This is a genomic window from Acidovorax sp. GW821-FHT10E03, from assembly GCF_059415205.1.
This window is the reverse complement of sequence record NZ_JBWKMU010000002.1, coordinates 123028-147595: the sequence shown is the minus strand read 5'-3', so window position 1 is coordinate 147595 and position 24568 is coordinate 123028. Positions and strand designations below refer to the sequence as shown.

20 protein-coding genes are annotated in these 24568 nt (G+C 68.9%); 11 read left to right on the top strand and 9 right to left on the bottom strand.

The features are described from left to right. Positions 1–30: 30 nt before the first annotated feature. From AC07OD_RS03820 to AC07OD_RS03800, 5 genes are all read right to left on the bottom strand, one after another. Positions 31–912 (bottom strand): LysR family transcriptional regulator, encoded by an 882-nt coding sequence (locus tag AC07OD_RS03820; protein WP_218295443.1) that lies wholly within the window; start codon positions 910–912, stop codon positions 31–33. A gap of 21 nt (positions 913–933) precedes the next feature. Beyond that, on the bottom strand, positions 934–2019 hold the full coding sequence (locus AC07OD_RS03815) for an ABC transporter ATP-binding protein (RefSeq protein WP_218295442.1): 1086 nt from the start codon (positions 2017–2019) through the stop codon (positions 934–936). A gap of 130 nt (positions 2020–2149) precedes the next feature. Beyond that, positions 2150–3235, bottom strand: a complete 1086-nt coding sequence (locus tag AC07OD_RS03810; protein WP_218295441.1) for an ABC transporter ATP-binding protein — start codon at positions 3233–3235, stop codon at positions 2150–2152. A gap of 34 nt (positions 3236–3269) precedes the next feature. Further along, on the bottom strand, positions 3270–5021 hold the full coding sequence (locus AC07OD_RS03805) for an ABC transporter permease (RefSeq protein ID WP_218295440.1): 1752 nt from the start codon (positions 5019–5021) through the stop codon (positions 3270–3272). Between the two features lie 10 nt (positions 5022–5031). Further along, complete coding sequence (locus tag AC07OD_RS03800; protein WP_494595592.1) at positions 5032–6351, bottom strand: ABC transporter substrate-binding protein; 1320 nt, start codon at positions 6349–6351, stop codon at positions 5032–5034. Between the two features lie 374 nt (positions 6352–6725). Here AC07OD_RS03800 and AC07OD_RS03795 point away from each other — a divergent pair, with 374 nt between their 5' ends. The 4 genes from AC07OD_RS03795 (at position 6726) to eno (ending at position 11377) form a co-directional block, all read left to right on the top strand. Next, entirely contained in the window at positions 6726–7430 is a 705-nt protein-coding gene (locus AC07OD_RS03795) for an acid phosphatase (protein WP_494595227.1), read from the top strand. Between the two features lie 149 nt (positions 7431–7579). Further along, positions 7580–8542: a porin gene (locus AC07OD_RS03790; protein WP_369642911.1), complete on the top strand. Its 963-nt coding sequence runs from the start codon at positions 7580–7582 to the stop codon at positions 8540–8542. A gap of 79 nt (positions 8543–8621) precedes the next feature. Continuing rightward, complete coding sequence (pyk, locus tag AC07OD_RS03785; RefSeq protein ID WP_494595225.1) at positions 8622–10079, top strand: pyruvate kinase; 1458 nt, start codon at positions 8622–8624, stop codon at positions 10077–10079. A gap of 5 nt (positions 10080–10084) precedes the next feature. Further along, positions 10085–11377, top strand: coding sequence for a phosphopyruvate hydratase (gene eno, locus AC07OD_RS03780; protein ID WP_218340208.1), 1293 nt, complete (start codon positions 10085–10087; stop codon positions 11375–11377). Between the two features lie 49 nt (positions 11378–11426). Here eno and AC07OD_RS03775 read toward each other — a convergent pair whose 3' ends face one another. After that, the gene (locus AC07OD_RS03775) at positions 11427–11891 is read right to left on the bottom strand and encodes a RidA family protein (RefSeq protein WP_218295435.1); all 465 of its coding nucleotides are present in this window, start codon (positions 11889–11891) and stop codon (positions 11427–11429) included. 156 nt (positions 11892–12047) lie between these two features. Here AC07OD_RS03775 and AC07OD_RS03770 point away from each other — a divergent pair, with 156 nt between their 5' ends. The 3 genes from AC07OD_RS03770 to AC07OD_RS03760 all read left to right on the top strand — a co-directional run bounded on the left by AC07OD_RS03770 (position 12048) and on the right by AC07OD_RS03760 (position 17186). Then, on the top strand, positions 12048–14597 hold the full coding sequence (locus tag AC07OD_RS03770) for a DNA internalization-related competence protein ComEC/Rec2 (protein ID WP_494595222.1): 2550 nt from the start codon (positions 12048–12050) through the stop codon (positions 14595–14597). A gap of 116 nt (positions 14598–14713) precedes the next feature. Beyond that, positions 14714–16225 (top strand): circularly permuted type 2 ATP-grasp protein, encoded by a 1512-nt coding sequence (locus tag AC07OD_RS03765; protein WP_218295433.1) that lies wholly within the window; start codon positions 14714–14716, stop codon positions 16223–16225. Position 16226: 1 nt separating this feature from the next. Then, positions 16227–17186, top strand: a complete 960-nt coding sequence (locus AC07OD_RS03760; RefSeq protein WP_218295432.1) for an alpha-E domain-containing protein — start codon at positions 16227–16229, stop codon at positions 17184–17186. A 54-nt stretch (positions 17187–17240) separates the two neighbouring features. On the opposite strand, the gene AC07OD_RS03755 is transcribed toward AC07OD_RS03760, so the two are convergent. Beyond that, the gene (locus tag AC07OD_RS03755; RefSeq protein WP_494595220.1) at positions 17241–18203 is read right to left on the bottom strand and encodes a LysR family transcriptional regulator; all 963 of its coding nucleotides are present in this window, start codon (positions 18201–18203) and stop codon (positions 17241–17243) included. A gap of 82 nt (positions 18204–18285) precedes the next feature. Here AC07OD_RS03755 and AC07OD_RS03750 point away from each other — a divergent pair, with 82 nt between their 5' ends. Next, positions 18286–19209, top strand: a complete 924-nt coding sequence (locus AC07OD_RS03750; RefSeq protein ID WP_492244061.1) for a carbon-nitrogen hydrolase family protein — start codon at positions 18286–18288, stop codon at positions 19207–19209. A gap of 49 nt (positions 19210–19258) precedes the next feature. Further along, the gene (locus AC07OD_RS03745; protein ID WP_492244060.1) at positions 19259–20458 is read left to right on the top strand and encodes a trans-sulfuration enzyme family protein; all 1200 of its coding nucleotides are present in this window, start codon (positions 19259–19261) and stop codon (positions 20456–20458) included. A gap of 25 nt (positions 20459–20483) precedes the next feature. On the opposite strand, the gene AC07OD_RS03740 is transcribed toward AC07OD_RS03745, so the two are convergent. Then, a complete protein-coding gene (locus tag AC07OD_RS03740) occupies positions 20484–20819 on the bottom strand; it encodes a VF530 family protein (RefSeq protein ID WP_494595218.1) in 336 nt (111 codons plus the stop codon). Positions 20820–20850: 31 nt separating this feature from the next. Next, on the bottom strand, positions 20851–21768 hold the full coding sequence (locus AC07OD_RS03735; protein WP_494595217.1) for a LysR family transcriptional regulator: 918 nt from the start codon (positions 21766–21768) through the stop codon (positions 20851–20853). 186 nt (positions 21769–21954) lie between these two features. On the opposite strand from AC07OD_RS03735, the gene AC07OD_RS03730 reads away from it, so the two are divergent. Together AC07OD_RS03730 and AC07OD_RS03725 are read left to right on the top strand one after the other, a co-directional pair. Further along, on the top strand, positions 21955–22857 hold the full coding sequence (locus AC07OD_RS03730; RefSeq protein ID WP_494595216.1) for an alpha/beta hydrolase: 903 nt from the start codon (positions 21955–21957) through the stop codon (positions 22855–22857). Between the two features lie 447 nt (positions 22858–23304). Further along, on the top strand, positions 23305–24561 hold the full coding sequence (locus tag AC07OD_RS03725; protein ID WP_218295425.1) for an efflux RND transporter periplasmic adaptor subunit: 1257 nt from the start codon (positions 23305–23307) through the stop codon (positions 24559–24561). The last annotated feature ends 7 nt before the right edge of the window (positions 24562–24568 follow it).

The window sequence follows — 24568 nt, the reverse complement described above, 5'->3', positions numbered from 1 at the left end:
CAGCGCGGCGTTCCCCCCCCCGCCTATTGCCTATTGATTCCAGACCCCGCGGATCATCGACGTCAGCGCCACCGTGAGCGGATCGCTGGCCCCTTCCGCCGAGGTGACGAGATAGAGTTTTGCATCAAGCTGCGCAGGCCCCCAGATCATCCAGTCCTGGCGCTCGCTGCCCCGGACTGCGACCTCTTCGCGCAGCAGCGCGCACCCGCTGCCAGCGCGCACATAGGCGTCCAGCCCGCTGGTTTCCTCTGCCTGCATGACAATGCGCGGCGCCAGGCCCTGGCGCTCGAACAGTGCCCGCATCAACTGGTGGATGTGGGAGTCGGCCAGGCCGTCGACCCAGGGCAGTTCGGCCAGCGTGCGCCACCCGCCCCGCTGCACGGACTCGCTCATCCGCACAGGCACCGCTACCCGGTAGGTCACCGAACGCAAGGCGACCCATTGCAGGTCGCGCGGCGGATTGGCGTCGATGAAGTAGCCCGCGGAAAGTGTGCCGGCGCGGATGAGGTCCAGCAATTGCAGCGATGAGTAGCTGCGCGTGCGCAGCTCCACCAGGGGCAGCGCCTGGTGCACGCTGGCGGCCATCTCGCCCAGCCGCAGGAAGTCGGCAGGCTCGCTGGGCAGGCCGAAGTCAATGCGTCCCGTCAGCTCGCCGCGCAGCTGCCGGGCCACCGAACTCAGTTCGCTGCCCGCGGCCAGCAACGCCTCTGCCTTGGGCAGCAGCAGTTCACCGGTGCGCGTGAGCGTGAGCCGGCCGGCGCTGCGGTCGAACAGGGTCACGCCCAGGCTCTGCTCCAGGCTCTTGAGTTGTCCGGTGACCGCCGGCTGGGTGACGTGCAGTGCTTCGGCCGCCTTGGTGACGTTGCCGATGCGCGCGACGGTGACAAAGGCCCGGACTTGATAGAGTTCCATCGCTCACACGCTGCGCACGGCTCATCTGCTGTACAGGCGGACCAGGGAGGGATCGATGCCGACCGACACCGCACCGCCGGCCGGAAATTTCGACAGGCCTGCGTGGTGTGGCTGGTCGATGACCACGGCATGCGGGCCGACCTGCACCTGGTAGCGCGCAAATGCACCGTGGAACTCGACCGTCTCGACCATGCCCGGCAGCCACACGAAGCGCGCGTCGAGCCGCGCGTCCGCCACGTCGAGCCGGATGGTCTGCGGCCGGATGGCCACGATGACGCGGCGGCCATCCTCGGGCACCGCATCGGAGCTGATCACGATCTCGCCCCAGCCCGGGACGTCAAGGGAAACGGCGTTTCCGCGGCTGCAGCGGACGGTTCCCTCCAGCATGTTCATGGTGCCGACAAAGCCGGCGACGAAGGGGGTGGCGGGGTAGTCGTAGAGCGCAATCGGGGTGCCGATCTGCTGCACCCGGCCGTTGTTCAGGACGGCAATCCGGTCGGCGCTGGTCATTGCTTCTTCCTGGTCGTGTGTCACAAAAATCGTGGTGATGCCCAGCCGCCGCTGCAGCTTGAGCAGTTCCTGGCGCATCTGCACGCGCAGTGAACGGTCGAGGTTGGACAGGGGCTCGTCGAGCAGCAGCACCTGGGGCTGGGTTACCAGCGTGCGCGCCAGCGCGACCCGCTGCTGCTGGCCGCCCGACAGCTGGCTCGGGTTGCGGTGGGCGAAGGCGCCCAGTTCCACCTGGTCGAGCACCTCCGACACGCGCTGCTCGATCACCTTGCCGGGAAGCCTTCGCTCCACCAGCCCGAAGGCGACGTTCTCCCGCACGTTCAAGTGGGGCCACAAGGCGTAGTTCTGGAACACCACGCCCACGCGCCGCTCCCATGCGGGCTCGGTGGTGAGTTCTCGCCCGTCGATGACAAGCCGCCCGGCCTGGTGCTGGAGAAAGCCCGCGATGACGCGCAGCAGGGTGGACTTGCCGGAGCCGGAGGGCCCCAGCAGGGCGAAGAACTCGCCCGGCTCGATCTCCAGCGTCACGCCGTCCAGCACCACGACGCTGCCGTAGGAGAGCTGCAGTTGCTCACATCTGACACTGACCCTGTTCATGCGCGCTGCTGTTCCTGATGTCTGGCGGTTGCACAAGCCATTGCCACGAGTGTCGTTGCGATGGCCGCTTCTACGCATCGGGACTAATGCCCGGTAGGGAAAAGCCCCGGGGGTTGAGCCGGGGCTCGATTCAGGCGGGCAGCAGCCGTGTCTGCGCCGGCTCCAGGCCAATGCCCACGGGGCTGCCGGCCACGAACTTGGATGCGCCCAGGTGGTGCGGCTGGTCCACGGCCACGGACTGCGTCCCCACCCGGACCTGGTAGCGCGTGGCCTCGCCCAGGAATTCGCTGGATTCGACGATGCCGTTCATCCAGACGTAGCGCATGTCACTGCGCGCCGCCGCGGCATCGATCTGCAGCGCATGCGGCCGGAAGCTGAGTACCGCCCGTCCGCTGGCCGGGGCATGGCCGTGCGCGGGCACCTGCAGCCGTCCCACACCCTCGATGTCGAGGGTGACGTCATGTCCGTCGCGGGCTTGCACCGTGCCCTGCAGCAGGTTCATGGTGCCGACGAAGCCGGCCACGAACTCGTTGGCAGGCAGGTCGTACAGGTCCTGGGGCGTGCCCACCTGCTGCACCACGCCCTTGTCGAGCACCGCCATGCGGTCGGCCGTGGTCATGGCCTCTTCCTGGTCGTGCGTGACGAAGATGGTGGTGATGCCCAGGCGGCGCTGCAGCTGCAGCAGTTCCTGGCGCATCTGCACGCGCAGCGACTTGTCCAGGTTGGACAGGGGCTCGTCCAGCAGCAGCACCTGCGGCTCGATCACGATGGTGCGCGCCAGCGCCACGCGCTGCTGCTGCCCGCCGGACAGCTGGCCCGGCCGGCGCCGGGCAAAGCGCTCCAGGCCCACGGTGGCCAGCGCGGCCTCGACCTTGCGGACCTGCTCGGCCTTGGAGACCCGGCGCTCCACCAGGCCGAAGGCCACGTTGTCCCAGACGCTCAGGTGCGGCCACAGCGCATAGCTCTGGAACACCATGCCCACGTTGCGTTGCCAGGGCGCCATCCCGGTGACGTCGCGCCCGTCGATCAGCAGCTCTCCGTGCTGGTGCTGGTTGAAGCCGGCGATCAGGCGCAGCAGGGTGGACTTGCCGGAACCGGACGGCCCCAGCAGCGCAAAGAACTCGCCCGGCCTGATCTCCATGTGGATGTCCTTCAGGACTTCGTTGCTGCCATAGGCCAGGCGGATGCCGCGGCATTGGACACTGATTTTTTTCATGGTGCTTGTCTCCAATCGGGGGGAAGGGCAGGGCTCAGGTGCGTACCGGAGCAACTTCTGCGGGGAGGATGGGCAGGGGAGGCAGGTCTTCATCGACCGGCCGCTGCTTCAGGCGGCTGCCGGTGCGCTCCACGATCACGTGGGAGGCATAGGTGCCGATCGCGACGACCGCGATCGCCAGAACGCCCAGTGCCGCGCCAGGGCCACGGCCCGCGATGCTCTGCATGTACAGGTAGATGCCATAGCTCATGGGCGCCTGCGACTGCGAGGAGGTCAGCAGGATGGTGGCCGACAGCTCGACCGCCGCCGTGATGAAACTGGTGACGAAGCCAGCCAGGATCCCGCCCGCCATCAGCGGCACGACGACGCGCCGGATGGTGCGCATCTTGGTCGCGCCGAGGCTTTCGGCGGCCTCCTCCAGCGAAATGTGCACCTGCTGCAGCGCGGCGACGCACGAGCGCAGGGCATAGGGCAGCCGGCGCACGGCATAGGCAATCATGATCACCACCCAGGTGCTGGTGAGCAGCACGTCGGTGCCTGGCACCAGGACACCCTTGAAGAAACGCAGGTAGCCGATCGCCAGCACCAGCCCCGGCACGGCCAGCGCCGCCGTGGCGATCCAGTCCAGCCACTGGCGGGCCGGCAACCGGGTGCGCATGATCAGATAGGCGATGGTCGTGCCCAGCAGCACGTCGATGCCGGCCGCCATGCCGCAGTACAGCAGGGTGTTGGAGATCATGCCGCCAGCGTCCTGGAACACGGTGGCGTAGTGGGCCGCCGTGAAGCCGTCGGGCAGCGGGGCGAAGCTCCACACGGAGGCGAACGACAGCAGCAGCACGCCGATGTGAGGGGACAGCGTCAGCAGCAGGATGAAGCCGATCCACGCGTAAGCCAGCACCGTGCCCAGCGGGGAAAGCCTGCGGCGCTGGATGGCGCCGCCGCCCTTTTGCGTGGTCGCATAGTCCTTGCCCTTGAGCACGCGGGCCGACAGCGCCATGGCCGCGATCGAGAAGGCAATCATCAGCACGCTGATGACGTAGCCCAGCGGGTCGTCGATGCCCACCTGGGTGATGCGCAGGTAGGCCTGCGGCGCCAGCATGTTGGTGGTGCCCAGCACCAGCGGCGTGCCCAGGTCGTCGAACACCTTGACGAACACCAGCGACGCCCCCGCCACGAAGCCGGGCATCGCCAGCGGGAAGATGACCCGGCGGAACAGGCGCCAGCCGCGGCAGCCCAGGTTCAACGCCGCCTCCTCCATGGCGCCATCGATGTTCCGCAGCGCCAGCGTCAGGTTCATGAGGATGAAGGGGAAGTAATGCAGCGCCTCGACGAAGATCACGCCGTTGAGGCCGTCCATGATTGGAACCGTGAAACCCAGGTGCTGCTCGAGCAGCAGGTTCACCGTGCCCGAGCGGCCGAAGATCAGCTGCATCGCCACCGCGCCGACGAAGGGCGGCATGATCAGCGGCAGCACCCCCAGGGTCTGGATCAGCAGCGCGCCGCGGAACTCGAAGCGCACCGTGAAATAGGCCAGCGGCACGGCGATCAGCGCCGCCGCGATCGTGGCCATGGTGGCGACGTAGAGGCTGTTCCAGAAAGCCTCGGTCATCAGCGGCTGGTGGAAGAAGGCCGCGAAATGGCCCAGGGTCAGGCTGCCGTCGGCGTTGACGAAGGCCGAGAAGAACACCCAGGCGACGGGCAGCACCAGGAACAGCAGCAGGAAGGCCAGCACCAGGCCGGCCGCCAGCCAGGCGCCCGGCCGGGCCAGATGGAAGATGCGCGACATGAGTGGTCCTTTACTTGGCAAGGGCCCGGGCTTCTTCGGCGAGCTGGCGCGCCATCCGGTAGTTGTCGAGCGCCTTGCTGTTCCAGCCGCCTTCGGTGGCCGTCACCTCCCTGTTGGTGTCCGCGTTCTTCTTGTTGGACGTGAACAGGTTCAGGAACGCCGGGTCCTTGGCCATGGCCTCGGTCACGGGGGGCGTGAAGGCCAGTTCGCGCGCCCGCCTGACGCGGTTGGCGGCCTCGGTGTTGGGTTTTCCGGCCAGGGCTGCCTCGGCCTGGTGGATGGCCAGCGTGGCCGCCTGCAGTTCCTTGTGGCGGAAGGTGATCACCTGGTCGAACAGGGCGGTCACCACGTAGTAGCGCGCGGCGGACAGCTCGGGATCGAACTTCACCTTGGCGCGCTTGGCGACCTCGAAGGCGTTGGGGTAGCCGGCGGGCATTTTCATCTTGTCCGGCGGCAGCACCGGCAGGCGCGCCAGCTGCGGGAGCGTAAGCAGTTCCTGACCTTCCCTGGACAGGGCGAAGCTGATGAAGCGCCGCGCCTCGGCCGGGTTCTTGCCCCCGCTGATGAGCGCAATGTTGGCCGGCACCACCGCGGTGACCGACGGGTAGGCGAACTCCACCGGAAAGCCCGAATACTTGCCGCTCAGGCCGAAGAAGTCGATCACCAGGCCGATGCCGAACTGTCCGTTGTTGACGCCGTCGGGCACGCCGAAGCTGCGTTCGGTGATCGCGGCCGAGTTGCCGGCAATCTGCAGCACCTGGTTCCAGCCCTTGTCCCAGCCCTCGCCCTGCAGGATGGCCTCGATCGTCAAGTGCGTCGTGCCCGAGCGGGAGGGCGAGCTCAGGGCCACGTGGCTGTGGTAGACCGGCTTGGTCAGGTCCGCCCACTCGGCGGGCGTGGGAAGCTTCTTGGCCGCGAGGTAGCGGGTGTTCCACATCAGCCCATAGCCCCCCAGGGCCTGGCCCAGGTAGAAGCCGTCCGGATCGTTGATGGGATAGCCGGCGATGTCCTTGGGCACCGCGGGATTGGCGAGGTCCGGAATGCGCTCGAGCAGCTTGCCCTTGCCCAGCACCTCGAACGCATCGGGCGCCGACGCCCAGAACACTTCGGGGCGCTGCCCCGCGCTGAGTTCGCGCACATAGGCCACGCCGGCGGTGGTGCTCTTGTTGAGGATTTCCAGCTTGATGTCGGGATGGACCTTTTCGAAGGCGGTCTTGTAGGCCTGGGTCAGTTCCTTGGGAAAGGAGGTCACCACCGAGACGGTGCCGGCCTGGGCCCCGGCGGCGAGCAGGAATGCCGCCAACGCGGCAGTTTTGAGAATGGGGCGGATTGTCACGGATGTCTCCTTCAACGTTATGCGCGGCGGGTGCCGACAGGTCTTCTTGGGTCGGGTGAATGCTCCGCCAAAACCGGCAAGTGCGTCCAATCAGACTTTGTGATGCGCATCATCAAGCCGTGCATGCGCCTGGTGGTGCCGGGCGGCGGGCCTGCCGGGGGACATCCGGGAAAGTCCCAGGCGGGCGCGCCCTGCCGCGGGGGCGCCACAGGCGCGTTGCCTCCCGCGAGGCCACGCTGATCCTGGGCATCAGAAATGGTGATTGGATTCCCGCCAGCGCATTCCGTAGGCTTCGCCCGGCTCGATATGGCACGGGCCCCACGGCCTGCCACCGCATCGGCGTATCCATACCCACCACTGGAGACTCCATGAAGATGAACAAGCTATTGCTCAGCGTCTGCTTTTCGCTGCTGGCACTGACTGGCAACGCTGCCCTGGCCAAGGGCGAGGCGCCTGCTGTCTACCTCGATGCCGCGCAACTCGATTCCACCCGCTTCATGGCGCCGCCCCCACCCGCGGAGGTGGCGGGCAAGGAGATCGAGCTGATGCTCGAACTGCAGCGATTGCGGACACCCGAACAGGCGGCGAGGTCGGTGGCCGATCTGGAGCAGAGCGTGTTCCGGTTTGCCGATGTCATGGGCCCCAAGTTCACGGAGCAGGGCCTGCCCCTGGTCGCTGCCTTCTTCAAGCGGCTGTACAAGACCGAGAGCGGTTTCAACAAGCAAGCCAAGGAGCTCTGGAAGCGCGAACGTCCGCCCGTGGTGGACAAGCGCCTGCAACCGGTGGCCAAGTATTCGCACAGCGGCTCGTATCCGAGCGGCCATGCCGCCTTCGGCTTCCTGACCGGCATGGCGCTGGCGGACATGGTGCCCGAGTGGCGTCCGCAGATCCTGGCGCGCGCCAGGGAGTTTGGCGACAACCGGGTGCTGGGCGGGGTGCACTACCCCAGCGACGTGGAGGCCGGCAGGCAACTGGCCGTGCTGATCGCCGCATTGGCGCCGCAAAACCCCAGCTACCGCGCCGACTTCGAGGCCGCGAAGGCTGAACTGCGCCGGGTGCTCGAACTGCCCTGAGCGCCGGCCGCCCACATCGCCGCCGCTGCGATCCCCGCAGCGTCCCCCCCGCCACACCGCGCCACCACCGCCGTCGATCTGCATGCACACCGCATGCAGTGGCGCAGCGCGCCCGGCGTGGCTTCACAAGACCCCCAAGGATTTCCACCATGCACAGCAACATCCACAAGTCGCTCCTCCTCGCCGCCGCGCTCGGTGCTACCGCCGTGCCCGCGCAGGCCCAGTCCTCCAACCTCACGCTGTCCGGCAAGCTGGACCTCGGGATCGGCAAGAACATCGGCGCCACGTCCAGTGAAATGCTGGACGGGGCGGGCAGCCGCCTGGCCTTTCGCGGCCAGGAGGACCTGGGCGGGGGCTGGCACGCCGCCTTCGGGCTGGAGCACCGTTTCTCGCCGGACACGGGCCAACCCGCCAATCCGAACATCTTCTGGCAGGGCTACTCGACCCTGGGCATCGGGCACGCCGCCTGGGGCACGGTCAACCTGGGCCGCCAGTACACCGCCGCCTACTCCACGGTGCAGAACGTGATCGATCCCTGGGGCGGCGACACCGTGGCCCAGCTGCGCACCGCATGGCGTGGCGGCATCTCGAAGACCCGTGTCTCCGACTCCGTGCGCTATGACTTGCGGCGCAAGGACCTGCACATCGCGGTCTCGTCCGCCGAGGCCCAGCAGGAGGCTTCCAACGCGGGGCCCCGCCGTCCGTTCTCGGTCGGGGCCAACACCCACGTCGGCCCGGTGCTGCTGGCCATCGGCTGGGAAGACCCCGCCCATGCGGACGACCACCTGCTGAGCCTGGGCGCGGCCTACAAGGTCGGCCAGGCCCGGCTGGCCCTCGGCCTGGCCCGGGGCGTGACCACCCGCAATGACGACTTCAAGTCCATGCTGCTGGGCGTGACCTACGGGGTGGGGGTGGGTGAAATCAAGGCCGGCTTCGTCACTGCCAAGACGCGCAAGCCGGATGGTTCGCTGCGTTCGGAAGCCCGCAAGTTCGGCATCGGCTACTTCCACCACCTGTCCAGGCGGACCTTCCTGTACACCAACGTGGCCCGCGACAGCAAGGCGGCCACGGAAAAGCTCGGCTACGACGTCGGTCTCCAGCACAACTTCTGAGCGCCAAGGGCCGGCACTGCCCGCAAGGGCGCTGCCGGCCAGCCGCCGCATTCCGCAACCCTTCCAGGAAGCTTTACCCATGACCACGCTTGCCGTCTCCCCTTTGAGCGGGGCCGCCGCCTCGCGCCGCGACCGCCGCGCCAAGATCGTCGCCACCCTGGGCCCCTCCAGTTCCGACGCCGCCACGATCCGGGCCCTGTTCGACGCCGGGGCCGATGTGTTCCGCCTGAACTTCAGCCACGGAAGCCATGCCCAGCACCGCGCCAGCCTGGAGATGATCCGGCGGATCGAACAGGAGCGTGGCCGGCCGATCGCCATCCTGCAGGATCTGCAGGGCCCCAAGCTGCGCATCGGCACTTTTGCCGATGGTCCGGTCGAGCTGCGGGCCGGTGCGCGCTTCAGGCTCGACCTGGAAGACCGCCCCGGGGACGCCAGCCGGGCGCCACTGCCGCACCCCGAGATCTTCGCGGCCCTGGTCGCCGGTACGGACCTGCTGCTCGACGACGGCAAGCTGCGGCTGCGCGTGACGGCCTGCGGCCCCGGGTTCGCGGACACCGTGGTCATGGCGGGCGGGACCCTGTCCGAGCGCAAGGGGGTCAACGTGCCCTCGGTGCTGCTGCCGATCTCGGCGCTCACGCCCAAGGACCGGGCCGACCTGGCGTTTGGCCTGTCGCTGGGGGTGGATTGGGTGGCGCTGTCCTTCGTCCAGCGCCCCGAGGACCTGGACGAAGTCCATGCCATCGTGCAAGGGCGCGCCGGTGTGCTGGCCAAGCTGGAGAAACCGGCGGGGATCGACGCCCTGGACGCGATCATCGCGCGGGCCGACGCGATCATGGTCGCGCGCGGCGACATGGGGGTGGAGCTGCCGGCAGAGCAGGTGCCGCGCATCCAGAAGCGCATCGTCGGCGCCTGCCGTGCCGCCGGCAAGCCGGTCATCGTCGCCACGCAGATGCTGGACTCCATGGTCCATGCGCCGGTGCCGACACGCGCCGAGGCCTCCGATGTGGCGACGGCCGTCTACGAGGGCAGCGATGCCGTCATGCTGTCGGCCGAGTCGGCCTCTGGCCGCTACCCGCGCGAGGCGGTCGCGATGATGGGCCGCATCATCCGCGAGGTGGAGTCCGATCCGCACTACCGCGAGATCGTGGAAGCCTCGTCGCGCGCGCTGGGCGACAGCGTGGCCGATGTCATTTGCCAATGCCTGCGCACGGCGGCGGCACTGCTGCCCATGGCCGCCATCGTGACCTACTCGCGCTCAGGGGCGACGGCGCTGCGTGCGGCGCGGGAGCGGCCGGCCGCTGCCGTGCTGAGCATCACCCCGGACATGCACATCGCCCGCCGCCTGACGCTGGCCTGGGGCATCCACTCGGTCCATGCCGATGCGCCGGTCAGCGGCGTGCCCGAGCTCGTCGAGCAGGCCCGCCGCGTGGCGCGCCAGGAGGGCATTGCCCGGGACGGTGACCAGCTGTGCATCGCCGCCGGTACGCCCTTCGGCGTCGTGGGCAGCACCAACTTCATCCACATCGCAAAGGCTTGAGCACCATGACAGCCATCAAGGACATTCACGGCATCGAGATCCTGGACTCCCGGGGCCACCCCACGGTGGCGGCCACGGTCGTGCTCCAGGACGGCAGCAGCGGCTTTGCGGCCGTGCCTTCCGGGGCCTCCACCGGGTCGCGCGAGGCGGTCGAGCTGCGCGACAGGGACATGCGGCGCTATGGCGGAAGGGGTGTCGCCCTGGCGGTGTCGCATGTCAATGGCGAACTGCGCCAGGCGTTGCGTGGCATGGACGCCAGCGACCAGGGGGCGCTGGACCGGCACATGATCGCGCTGGATGGCAGTGCGGACAAATCACGCCTGGGTGCCAATGCGATCCTGGCGGTTTCGCTGGCGGCCGCCAAGGCCCGGGCCGCGCAGCGCAAGCAGCCGCTGTACCGCGCGCTCGCCACTGGCGGCGTGGCGCCCCAGCTGCCGGTGCCGATGATGAACATCATCAATGGCGGGGCGCATGCCGACAACAACGTGGACATCCAGGAGTTCATGATCCTGCCCGTGCAGGCGCCCAGCTTCAAGGAGGCCTTGCGCCAGGGCGCCGAGGTGTTCCATGCGCTCAGGAGCCTGCTCAAGGCACAGGGCAGGACCACCGCGGTGGGCGACGAGGGCGGCTTCGCGCCCGACCTGCCCTCCAACGCCGCCGCGCTGGACATGATCCTGGCGGCCATCGAAACGACCGGGCTGCGCGCGGGCAAGGACATCTGGCTCGGCCTGGACGTCGCCAGTTCCGAGCTTTTGCACGAGGGCCGCTACGAGCTGGCTGGGGAGCACAAGGCCTACACGCCGGCCGAGTTCGTCGACTACCTGGCGCAACTGGTCGCGCACTACCCCATCCTGTCCATCGAGGATGGCCTGGCCGAGAGCGACTGGGAGGGCTGGGCGCTGCTCACGCGCAGGCTCGGCCAGCATGTTCAGCTGGTGGGCGACGACCTGTTCGTCACCAACACCGCGATCCTGGAGCGCGGCATTTCCGACGGCGCGGCCAACGCCATCCTCATCAAGCCCAACCAGATCGGCACCCTCAGCGAGACGCTGGCCGCCATCGACATGGCGGCGCGCGCCGGGTTCTCGGCCGTCGTGTCGCACCGCTCGGGAGAAACCGAAGACGTCACGATCGCAGACCTGGCCGTTGCCACCCGCGCGCGCCAGATCAAGACCGGCTCGCTGTGCCGTTCCGACCGCGTCGCCAAGTACAACCGCCTGCTGGCGATCGAGGAAGAGCTGGGCAGCGCGGGTGTCTATGCGGGCGCCGGGGCTTTCCCCGTGCCGGTTCGGCCTTGACCGCGAAGCGCCTGCACGCAGGGGCGCTTCGCCCGCTGTCCGCCGGGGCTCAGCCCTGTCCCAGTTCGGCGATCAACTCGATTTCCACGCAGGCACCCATGGGGATCTGCGCCACGCCGAAGGCGCTGCGTGCATGGACGCCGTTTTCGCCAAAGACCTGGCCCAGCAGCTCGCTGGCGCCGTTGGTCACCAGATGCTGTTCGGTGTAGTCGCCCGTGGAGTTCACCAGGCTCATCAGCTTGACGATGCGCCGCACGCGGGTGAGGTCGCCGCCGCAGGCCGCCTGCAGGGTGCCCAGCAGGTCGATGGCCACCGCGCGGGCAGCCTGCTTGCCTTCGTCGGTGCCGATGTCGCGGCCGAACTGCGCCACCCAGGGCTTGCCGTCCTTGCGCGCGATGTGGCCGCTCAGGAACACGAGATTGCCCGTCTGCACGTAGGGCACGTAGGCGGCCGCGGGCACCGACACGGGGGGCAGGGTGATGTTGAGTTCCTTCAGCTTGTCGTAAACGCTCATGGTCTTCCTCGGTATGAAGTCAGTGAAAGGGATGGTGGGACGGCCGGTGCGGCGCTGCCGGCCATGCTGGCGGCACCGGGGGTGGCCGCGAGTGTTACACAGCCCGGTGCGCGGAATCCAGCGGCAGCGGCCCTGGCGCCGCATTAGCATCAGCCCATGCCCGCCATAAGCACCACTAATGCGATTGCGCCAGCCCCCGCGGGCACGGTCGGCGCGGGCGCCGCGGCCCCCGTGCCCTGGCTGGTGCCGGCATTGTTGCTGGGGGCGGTATCGGGTGCTGCGCTGCAGTTGCAGCAGCCCGCGCTGTGGCCCGCGGCCGCCTATGCGGCGCTGCTGGTGGTGGCATGCGCGCTGGGGTGGTGCGCGCGCGCGGTCCACGGGCGCCCTCGTGCGGCGGCGGGGCGCGGGGCCCGCGCGGCGGCCACCGTGCTCGCGCTGTGCGCCGGCGCGCTGGCGATGTTCGCGGGGGCCGGGCTGCGGGCCGTGGACTACATGGAAGAAGGCCTGGCGCCCGCGCTGGAAGGGCAGGACATCCGTGTCACCGGCGTGGTGGCCGCCATGCCGCAGGCCAACGAGGCCGGAACCCGGCTGCGCATGGACGTGGAGGCCGCGCGCCTGAACGGCTCCCCCGTGGCCCTGCCCACGCGCATCGAAGTGGCCTGGTACGGGGGGCCGTTCCTTGATCCCGGCGGAGCGGTGGACCTGCAGCGCCAGCCGCCCGCCTTGAAGGCGGGTGACCGCTGGGCGCTGACGGTGCGGCTGAAGGCTCCGCACGGGCTGCGCAACCCGCACGGGTTTGACTACGAACTGTGGATGTGGGAGCAGGGGGTGCAGGCCACGGGATATGTGCGCGCGGGCCCCAGGGATGAGCCTCCGGTGCATCTGCAATCGACCTGGCGGCATCCCGTGGAGCGGCTGCGGCAATCCGTGCGCGACGCGATCCTGGACCGTCTGGCCCGCGACGTGCACGGCGACGACCCCGCCCGCGCACGCATCGCGGGCGTGGTGGCGGCTTTGGTGACGGGTGACCAGCGTGCCATCGACCGTGCCGACTGGGACGTGTTCCGCGCCACGGGCGTCGCGCACCTCATGAGCATTTCGGGCCTTCACATCACGCTGTTCGCATGGCTGGCCGCGCTGGCGGCGGGGGCGTTGTGGCGAAGGTCCACGCGGCTGTGCCTGGCGGTGCCCGCGCCGTCCGCCGCGCTGGCCGCCGGGGTGGCGCTGGCCGCGGCGTACGCCGTTTTCAGCGGCTGGGGCGTGCCTGCGCAACGCACGGTGACCATGCTGGGCGCCATCGCCCTGCTGCAGCTGTGCGGCCGCCGCTGGCCGTGGCCGCAGGTGTGGCTGCTGGCGTGCGCGGCCGTGGTGGTGGCGGACCCCTGGGCGCTCGCGCAGGCAGGCTTCTGGCTCAGCTTTGTCGCCGTGGGTATCTTGTTTGCTACTAATTCAGTAGCTGATGGCGCTTATCCATCCAGCGCCAGGCAGCGTTTTCATGCCTTGGTGCGCGAGCAGTGGGTGGTGACGCTGGCCCTCACGCCCCTGACCCTGCTGCTGTTCGGCCAGGTGTCCGTGGTGGGCTTTGCCGCCAATCTGGTGGCAATTCCCTGGGTCACCCTGGTGGTCACTCCGCTGGCACTGGGCGGGGTGCTGTGGCCGCCGCTCTGGAGCCTGGCCGCCTTCGGCCTGCAGCCGCTGGCGGTACTGCTGCAATGGCTGGCGCAGTGGCCCTGGGCCGTGCTCCACATGCCCGCGGCGCCGCTGTGGGCCGGCGTGCTGGCCGTGGCCGGGGGGGCGCTTCTGGCCGCGAGGTTGCCCTGGCGTCTGCGGTGGCTGGCCCTTCCGCTGCTGTGGCCCGCGCTGTGCTGGCAGCCCGCGCGGCCGGCGGCGGGACAGTTCGAATTGCTGGCGGCGGACATCGGCCAGGGCAATGCGGTGCTGGTGCGCACCGCGACCCACACCCTGCTGTACGACGCAGGGCCGCGTTTCAGCCGCGAAAGCGACGCGGGCCACCGCGTGCTGGTGCCGCTGCTGCGGGCGCTGGGCGAGCGCGTGGACGTGCTCATGCTCAGCCACCGCGATGCCGACCACACGGGCGGCGCGGCGGCGGTGCTGGCCCAGCAGCCGGGGGCCGAACTCACTGGTTCGATCGAGGCTGAGCACACGCTGCAGGCACTGCGCCCCGTCAGGCCCTGCGTGGCGGGCCAGCGGTGGACATGGGATGGCGTGTCTTTCGAGGTGCTGCACCCGGGGGCACAAGACGCCGCCGCGCCCACCGCCCGGCCCAACGCGCTCAGTTGCGTGCTGCGCATCGCGGCCGCCGCAGAAAGAGGGGAAAGGGGCTCTGTCGCGCTGCTGGCCGGTGACATCGAGGCCGCCCAGGAGCAGGCCCTGCTGGCGCGGGGCGCCGCGGTGCGGGCCGACGTGCTGCTCGTGCCCCACCACGGGAGCAAGACCTCGTCCTCGCCGGCGTTTCTGGAGGCCGTGGCACCGCGCACTGCTTTGGTGCAGGCGGGCTACCGCAACCGCTTTGGCCACCCTGCGGCCGAGGTGCTGCAGCGCTACCGGGAGCGGGGGATCCGCGTGGTGGAGTCGTCCCGCTGCGGGGCTGCCGCGTGGTCGTCGGCGCAACCCGCGCGGGTGGCGTGTGAACGCGACGTCGGCGCGCGGTACTGGCAGCATCGCATGGCACCGTGGCCGGAGTGATCTGCGGGCGTGGCGGGCCCTCCGGCCTGCCGATGCACGGGGCCCCGGAAAGATTTTGAGCTGGTTCGGGGAGTGCGGGCGTACAACTTGCTATCCTGACAGCAGGAGGCCAGTTCATGCAGAAATTTGACGAGATGTACGCCATGCTGCCTTTCGATGGCAGCGATGTGCGGGAACACTACAAGCGCTATGCGCAGTGGTTGAACAAACAGCCCCCTGACGTGATGCAGGCCCGCCGGGCCGAGGCCGAGATGATCTTCCGGCGCGTGGGCATCACCTTTGCCGTCTACGGCGCCAAGGATGAGGGCGGGGCGGGCAACGAGCGGCTGATCCCGTTCGACCTGATTCCCCGCATCATCCCGGCCCACGAGTGGAGCAGCATGCAGCAGGGGCTGGTGCAGCGGGTCACGGCCCTCAACCGCTTCATCCACGACGTGTACCACGGCCAGGACATCATCCGCGCCGGCATCGTGCCCGCCGATCTCATCCTCAACAATGCCCAGTACCGGCCGGAGATGGCCGGCGTGCAGGTGCCCAAGAACATCTACGCGCACATCGCCGGCATCGATATCGTGCGCGCCCCCAATGCACAGGGCGAGGGCGAGTACTACGTGCTGGAGGACAACCTGCGCGTGCCCAGCGGCGTGAGCTACATGCTCGAGAACCGCAAGATGATGATGCGGCTCTTCCCCGAGCTGTTCAGCCTGCACAAGGTGGCGCCGGTGGCGCATTACCCCGACATGCTGCTGGAGACCCTGCGCGCCAGCGCGCCCGCCACGGCCGACGAGCCCACGGTGGTGGTCCTGACACCCGGCATGCACAACAGCGCGTACTTCGAGCATGCCTTCCTGGCCCAGCAGATGGGCGTGGAGCTGGTCGAAGGGCAGGACCTCGTGGTCAAGGACAAGTTCGTCTACATGCGCACCACGCGCGGCCTGCAGCGTGTGGACGTGATCTACCGCCGCGTGGACGACGACTTCCTCGACCCGCAGGTGTTTCGCCGCAACTCCACGCTGGGCTGCCACGGCCTCATGGAGGCGTACCGCGCCGGCAATGTCGGCATCTGCAATGCGGTGGGCACGGGCGTGGCCGACGACAAGTCGGTCTACCCCTACGTGCCCGAGATGATCCGCTTCTACCTGGGCCAGGAGCCCATCCTGAAGAATGTGCCCACCTGGATGTGCCGCAAGCAGGACGACCTGCAGCACGTGCTGGCGAACCTGAAGGACCTGGTGGTCAAGGAAGTGCACGGCGCGGGCGGCTACGGCATGCTCATCGGCCCGGCGGCCACGCAGGCCGAGATCGAGGATTTCCGCCGCGCGCTGCTGGCCAACCCGGCAGGCTACATCGCGCAGCCCACGCTCAGCCTGTCCAGCTGCCCCACCTACGTGGAGAGCGGCATTGCGCCGCGCCACATCGACCTGCGCCCCTTCGTGCTCAGCGGCCGCGAGGTGCAGATGGTGGCGGGGGGGCTCACGCGCGTCGCGCTGCAGGAGGGTTCGCTGGTGGTGAATTCCTCGCAGGGCGGCGGGACAAAGGACACCTGGGTGCTGGGGGAGCACACCGCCGCGCCGGCGCTGCAGTCGCAATCCATGGGCGGCATGACGCAATCACAGGGAGGATTCTGAAATGCTGAGCCGCACCGCCGACCATCTGTTCTGGATGTCCAGGTACACCGAAAGGGCGGAAAACACCGCCCGCATGCTCAACGTGAGCTACGAAACCTCGCTGCTGCCCCAGTCCGCCGACGTGGCGCAGGAAGGCTGGGAAGGGCTGCTGTCCATCAGCGAGCTGATCCCGGCCTATGCCGCCAAGCATGGCAAGGTCACGCCGCAGCGCGTGCTCGAGTTCATGGTGCGCGACGGCGACAACCCCTCGTCCATCCTCTCGTGCCTGCGTGCCGCCCGCGAAAATGCGCGGGCCGTGCGTGGCGCCCTCACCACCGAGGTGTGGGAGACGCAGAACCAGACCTGGCTGGAACTGCACCGCCAGCTCGAAGGCAGCGCCTTCGAACGGGATCCGGGGCAGTTCTTCGAATGGGTGAAGTACCGCTCGCACCTGTCGCGCGGCGTGGTGCTGGGCACCATGCTGCAGGACGAGGCTTTTCATTTCCTGCGCATGGGCACCTTCCTGGAGCGGGCGGACAACACCGCGCGCCTGCTGGACGTGAAGTTCCATGCGGTGAAGAACGACTTCTTCGGCCGGGCCAGCGAGCGCAACCAGGAGAACGACTTCTACCATTGGAGCGCCATCCTGCGCAGCGTCTCGGCCTTCGAGGTCTACCGCAAGGTCTACCGCGACGTGATCACCCCCGGCCGCGTGGCCGACCTGCTGATCCTGCGCCGCGACATGCCCCGCTCGCTGCACGCCTGCCTGCGCGAAGTGGTGGACAACCTGGGCGTCGTGGCCAATCAGCAGTCGGCTGAAACGCAGCGCCGCGCGGGCCGCCTCCTGGCCGACCTGCAATATGGCCGCATCGACGAAATCCTGTCGACAGGGCTGCACGCGTTCCTCACGCAGTTCCTTGACCGGGTCAACGACCTGGGAGGGGGCATCAGCCGCGACTTCCTGGTGACCACGGGCGACTGAGCCGGCGCGATACCGAAAGAAACCCCGCACGGCAGGCGGGCGCAGGCCGGGGGCTCAGGCCCCCATGGCAGCAGATCCCTGGGGCCACTGCTGCGCCACGATGGTGCGGACATGCGCCACCGCCGAATCGCGGAGCGCATCGGTGCGCCAGCCGAGCTCGATGGCATAGCGCGGCATGGCGATCGGGCAGGGCAGAACCTGCAGGCCGGTCATCCGCGCGATCGCCTGGGCCGCATGCGCGGGCAGCGTGGCGACCGCGCGGGTTCCCGCCAGCAGGTAGGGCAGGGCGGCGAAATGCGTGGTGGATGCAATCACACGGCGCTTGTGGCCCGTGGCGGCCAGCACCTCGTCCACCACGCCGATGAAGCCGCCCGACGAGATGAGCACATGCTCGCGGTGCACGTAGTCCTCCACGCTCAGGCCGGGCGGGGCTGCGCCGCCGCGCCGCTTGCCCGCCCTGGCGACGGGGCCCGGCGCCACTGCGTCGATGAGGCAGGCGTACCCCCCTTCGCCCAGCGCCTGGTGGCTGAGCCAGCGTGTGGCGAACCCGCCGGCCGTGATCGCCAGGTCGATCTCGCGCGCCATGAGCATCTCGGCCACGATCTGGCTGTGCGTCTGCCGAAAGGCCAGGCGCAGGCCGGGCGCGTGCTGCGCCACGGCCCTCACCAGCGCCTGGCCCATCGCGATCTCGAAATCATCCGACATGCCGATCACCACGGACCGCCCCTGATAGCGGGCCTGGGGCGTGGAGCCCAGGGCGAGGCTCTCCCTGCATTTGTTCAGCGCTTCGCTGATCACGGGCTTGAGCTCCTGCGCGCGCAGCGTGGGCGCCAGGCCACGGCCAGTGCGGGTGAACAGCGGGTCGCCATATACATGGCGCAGCCGTGCCAGCGCCGCGCTCACGGCCGACTGGGTCACGCCCACCCGCAGCGCCGCGCGCGTGGCCCCACCTTCCTCGTGCAAGGCCTCGAAGACGCGCAGGCCGTTGAGATCAAATCCGATATCAATATTATTCATATCACTAAGCAACGGTGGCGGATTGATTCATCTTAGGGCTTTGGCAACACTGGGGGACCTCTTTCTCCCAAGGACTTCCACCATGCCCCTCACGACCGTTGCCGCCCTGCAGATCGGCTCTTCCCCCGCGGGTACCGCGCAGACGCTGGCCGATGTGCTCGCCCACGAGGCCGATATCCAGGCATCGGGCGTGCGGCTGGTGGTCATGCCCGAGGCCCTGCTGGGCGGCTACCCCAAGGGCGAGATCTTTGGCACGCGCCTGGGCTATCGCCTGCCGGAAGGGCGTGAGGCCTTCGCCCGGTACCACGCCAGCGCCATCGACGTGCCAGGGCCCGAGACGCAGGCACTGGCCGGCCTGTCGGCACGCACCGGCGCCACGCTCGTGCTCGGCGTGATCGAGCGCGCGGGCAGCACGCTGTACTGCACTGCCCTGTACTTCGACCCGGTGGAGGGGCTGGTGGCCAGGCACCGCAAGCTGATGCCCACCGGCACCGAGCGGCTGATATGGGGCATGGGAGATGGCTCCACCCTGCCGGTCGTCGAATCGGCCGCGGGCCGCGTGGGCGGCGTGATCTGCTGGGAGAACCACATGCCGCTGCTGCGCACCGCCATGTACGCGCAGGGTGTGCAGATCTGGTGCGCGCCCACGGTGGACGAACGCGACATCTGGCAGTGCTCCATGCGCCACATCGCGCACGAGGGGCGCTGCTTCGTGATCAGCGCCTGCCAGGTGCAGCCGTCGCCGCGTGAGCTGGGGGTGGAGGCGCCGGGGTGGGAGCCGGACCGGCCGCTCATCCGCGGCAACAGCGTGATCGTCGGGCCGCTGGGCGACGTGCTGGCGGGTCCGCTGCAGGGCCGGACAGGCTTGCTCACCGCGCAGATCGATGTGGAGGAGCTGGTGCGCGCGCGCTATGACTTCGATGTGGTCGGCCACTATGCACGGCCGGATATCTTCAATCTGCAGGTCGACCGCCGCGCCAGGCACACCGTGGCGTTCACCGACTGAGCGCGCGGCCAAGGCCCGCAGTGAGAGTGCCAGGAAAGCCGCATACGCCATGACCACACAGATTCCACCCACCCCCGATCCATCACACGCCTGGGGTTTCCGCACCCTCGCGGTCCATGCGGGCCAGGCACCCGATCCCGGCACGGGGGCCATCGCCACGCCCATCGTCGCAACCTCGGCCTTTGCCTATGACGATTTTGATGCGGGCGTGAGCCGCTTCAATGGCGATGCGCCTGGCTACGTCTACAGTCGCTTCGCCAACCCGACCGTCGCCGCCTTCGAGCGCAAGATGGCCCTGCTGGAAGGCGCCCCCGCCGCCGTCGGGTTCGCCAGCGGCATGGCGGCCATCAGCGCGAGCCTGATCGGCCTGCTCTCGGCGGGCGATACCGTCGCCTGCGTCGGCACGCTCTATGGCGGCACCGATGGCGTGATGCGCACGCTGCTGCCGCGCCTGGGCATCGGCGTGCGGCATTTCGCCACCGTGGAGGGTTTGCAGGAGGGCCTCCCCACGGGCACGCGCATCGTCTACGTGGAGACGCCCAGCAACCCGACGCTGGAAGTGACCGACCTGGAGCAGGTGGCGCAGGTGGCCCGGCGGGCGGGCGCGATCAGCATCGCCGACAACACCTTTGCCACGCCTTACCTCACCCGGCCACGGGCGCTGGGCATCGATGTGGTGGTGCATTCGGCGACCAAGTTCATCAGTGGCCACGGCGACGCCACCGGCGGAGCGGCCGTGGGCTCCGTGGAGCTGATGAATGCGATTCGTTCGGCGGGCATGGGCCAGCTGGGCGGGTGCCTCAGCCCGCACGAGGCGGCGATGCTGCTGCGCGGGCTCAAGACGCTGCCGCTGCGCGTGCAGGCCGCCTGCGCATCGGCGCATGCGCTGGCCCACGGCCTTGACCGCCATCCCGCGGTGGAGCGCGTGTATTACCCCGGCCTGGGCGATCATCCCGGGCACGCGGTGGCGGCGCGCCAGATGCGCCACTTCGGCAGCATTCTGGCGTTCGACCTGCGGGGCGGGCGCGAGGCCGCGCGGCACTTCCTCGACCGCTTGTGCATCGTGACCCAGGCCGTGTCCGTGGGCGATGCCGATTCGCTGGCCTGCCACCCCGCATCCACCACCCACCGCGGCATGCCCGAGGCCGTGCGGCGCGCCAACGGGGTGTCGGATGCGCTGGTGCGCATGAGCATCGGCATCGAGGATGTGCAGGACCTCCAGGCCGACGTGGTGCAGGCGCTGGGCTGACGCCGGCGGCTGCTGCCTGCTGCTACTACTCCTGGGCGTTGCGCTTTTGGTCGCGCAGCATGAAGAGGTACAGGCTTTCGACCTTCTCGCGCGCCCACGGCGTCTTGCGCAGGAACTTCAGGCTGGAGCCCACGCTGGGGTCGCTCTGGAAACAGCGGATGGGGATTTGCCGGCCGAGTTCATCCCAGCCAAAGTAGTCGGCCAGCCCGATCACCATGGCTTCCAGGGTCACGCCGTGCAGGGGGTTGCGCGGCTGCCTGGCGGGGGCTTGGGGTGTGGACGTCGGCGCGCCGGCGGGTGCTGCTGTGGGCGCGGGGGCTTCCTGGGTCGCGGGGTCTGGGCGGGGCTCGGTGGCGTTCATGGACCCAAGCATAAGGCCGCGGGCGGCGGGGTCAAGCAACCCGCTGGAGCCCGGTTTCACGCTGGCACAGCTCTGCCGCCCAGTCCACGAAGGCCCGCACCTTCGCGCTCAGGTGCCGGTTGGGGGGGTACACCACATACACGGGCAGCAGCGGCTGGGTCCACTCCGGCAGCAGCCGCACCAGCGTACCCTCTTGCAGGTGCCGCTCGGCCTGGTAGCTCGTGATCTGGCCGATCCCGAGGCCCGCCACGATGGAGGTCACGTAGGCATTGCTCTCGTTGACGCTCAGCTGGTAGGGGCCCGTGATGTCGATGGACTCGTCGCCCTTGCGGAACTCCAGCGGGTAGTGTCGGCCGGTCTGGGGGGAAAAGTAGATCACGCTGGCGTGCTTTTCCTCGATCTCCAGCGGGTGGGCGGGCGAGCCCTTGCGCGACACGTAGTCGGGCGAGGCCACCGTGATGAATTCCAGGTTGCCGATGCGCCGGGCCACCAGCGACTGGTCGCTGAGCTCGCCCCCGCGGATCACGCAGTCCACGTTGTCGCCGATCAGGTCCACGATGCGGTCGCTCACCCCCAGGTCCAGCTGGATGTCGGGGTAGCGGGCATGGAACTCCGCCAGGTGCGGGATGATGAGCAATTGCGCCATGGACGTTCCGACGTCGATGCGCAGGCGCCCGCGTGGATTCGCGCGCGCGTTGGTCATGCTGGCCTCGATGTCGTCCAGATCGGTCAGCAGGCGCACCGTGCGGTCGTAGTAGGCGGCGCCGTCCGGCGTCACCGTCACACGCCGGGTGGTGCGGTTGAGCAGCTTCACGCGCAGGCGCTCCTCCAGCGCCTGCACATGCTTGGTCACGGTGGCTTTGGGCAGCGAGAGCGAATCCGCCGCCCGGGTAAACGTGCCGGCCTCCACCACCCGCACGAATATGCGCATGGCCTGTATCTGGTCCATGGCTTCTCCTTGAATCTGGAACTACAGCACCCACCAGTGGGTGCTGAGGAATTCTCACACGCGCGCCACCCCGTGATTGTTGAGCTTTTGGAAACAGTGCGGTGGTGTTTGGCCTGTTTATCCTGAAGGCACAAGCTACTACATTTGACCCATCGTTCACCTACCTTCACCCACTGGGTACATGCCATGCAGCCCGACCAACCGTCTTCGCCATCCTCCACACCGCAGCCTGCCGCAGCGCCCGCCAAGGCAGCCCGCGCGGCTGGGGCCGCTTCCAAGGCGGCGGTGTCCGTGTGCTCCGACGCCATCATCGAGGTGACCAAGGGGCAGGACGTGGCGGTGCGCATGTACGGCCGCAAGAAGGCCGGACAGGCCTCGCCCGTGGTGGTGCATTTTCATGGCGGGGCCTTCGTGTCGGGGGATCTCGACAACGGCTGCACCGTGGCGTCCCTGCTGGAGGGTGTGGGGGCCGTGGTGGTTTCCGTGGCCTACCCGCTCACTCCGTTTCCGCAGCCCGTGGACACGGGCTATGACGTGCTCAAGTGGGTGCACCGCAACCGGGTCAAGCTCGGCGGGCAGGGCGCGCTGGTCTATCTGGCCGGGGAAGAGGCGGGCGGCAACCTGGCTGCCGCCGTGGGCCTGATGGCGCGGGACCAGTCGCACCCGCCGCTGGCCGGGCAGATTCTCCTGTCCCCCATGCTCGACCCCTGTGTGGGCACGGCCTCGTTGCGCGAAGCCACGGGCAACGCCACGGGCTGCAAGTGGACGGAAGGCTGGCGCAATTTCCTGCGCTGCCCCCGCGATGCCGAGCATCCCTATGCCGTGCCGGCGTCCGCGCACCGGCTCTCGGGCCTGCCGCCCACGCTCGTGCTGGTGGGGGACACCGACCCCATGCACGACGAGGCACTGGCCTACGCCGCGCGGCTGGAGGCTGCGGGCCTGCAGGTCACGCGCCATGTGTTCTCCAAGACCGCCCAGTGGCCCGATGCGCTGCTGCAGACCGGCCAGCACGAATGTCCGTGCGCCGCGGGCGCCCAGGACCAGTTCCGGATGTTCTTTGAGGCCACCCGATGTCCGGTGCCCTCCTGAAGACCCTGGCCGCAGAAAGTCATTGACCTCAACTTAAGTTGAGGTTCGATACTTCGGCCTCTCAACAATCCATTTGCATTCTTTGCACTGATTTTCCGGCCTGGCGTGCCGGAGGGAGAGGCTTTGCCCGCGCATGCCTCCCCCCTGTGCCCGACGCCACTGATTTGAACGACACGGAGGAAAGAAAACACCATGAGCACACCCATCTTTTTGCCCGCCGGCTGCGGCGGCTGTCACACCACCCAGCGCCAAAGCGTCTGTTGACGTGCAAGCGCCCATGGGCCCGCGCGCTGCGTTCCGGGCTTGACCTTCTCACCGTGTCATTGCCCAGATTCGCACCTGCGCCGCCGCACTGACACCTGCCTGCACCAGTGCACTGACACCTGCTGTGGCAGAAAACCTTCCATGGCGTGCCCGCGAAGGCCGCCCTTATGACCGAAAGTGACCATGAACTCCAATCCTCTCTCCCACAAGAGCCGCCCGCTGGGCCTGGCCACCCTGGCCACCGCCGTGACGGCCGCCGTAGCCGCCGCCATCCTTGTTTTCCAGGCGCCCGTGGCGCAGGCCGATGGCACCCCTGCGGCGCCACCGGCCATGCCCGTGTCGGTGGCTGCCGTGCTGCAAAAGGACATCGCCCTGTGGGACGAGTTCTCCGGCCGGCTCGAAGCCGTGCAGCGTGTGGACGTGCGGCCGCGCGTCTCGGGTGCCGTGCAGGCCGTGCACTTCCGTGAAGGCTCGCTGGTGAAGCAGGGTGATCTGCTCGTGACCGTGGACCCGGCACCCTACGCCGCCGAGGTGGACCGTGCCGAGGCGCAGGTGGTGGCCGCGCAGGCCCGCGTGTCGTACACCCGCAGCGAAATGGAGCGGGCCACGCGCCTGCTCGAAGAGCGCGCCATTGCCCAGCGCGAGCACGACGAACGCCTGAACGCGCAGCGCGAGGCCGATGCCAACCTGCGCGCCGCCCAGGCCGCGCTGCAGACCGCCAGGCTGAACCTCGGCTACACCCAGGTGCGCGCCCCGGTGGCGGGCCGTGTGGGCCGCATCGAAGTCACCGTGGGCAACCTGGTGGCCGCCGGTGCGGGCGCCCCCGTGCTGACCACGCTGGTGTCCGTGAGCCCCATCTACGCGAGCTTCGATACCGACGAGCAGATCGTGGTGAAGGCCCTGGCGGACCTGCAAAGCGGCCAGCGCGGCCACAGCGCGCGCCAGCTCATCGAGCGCATTCCCGTGCAGATGGGCACCGGCACCACGGGCGGCACGCCGCATGCCGGCCGCCTGCAGCTCATCGACAACCAGGTCGATGCCAAGAGCGGCACGGTGCGTGTGCGCGCGGTGTTCGACAACGAAGACGGCGCCTTGATGCCCGGCCAGTTCGCGCGCATCCGCATGGGCCAGGCCCGCAACACGCAGGCACTGCTCATCAACGAGCGTGCCGTGGGCACCGACCAGAACAAGAAGTTCGTGATGGTGGTGGGCGAGGGCAACAAGGCCGAGTACCGCGAGGTCACCCTGGGCGCGCCGATTGACGGCCTGCGCGTGGTCACCTCGGGCCTCAAGGCGGGCGAGAACATCGTCGTCAACGGCCTGCAGCGCGTGCGCCCCGGTGCCGTGGTGGCACCCCAGCCCGTGCCCATGACCGCGAAGGCCGAGATTGCGGGTGATCGCAAGGAAGCCAAGAACAACAGCAAGTCGCCCGCCGCCTGAGCGGGAG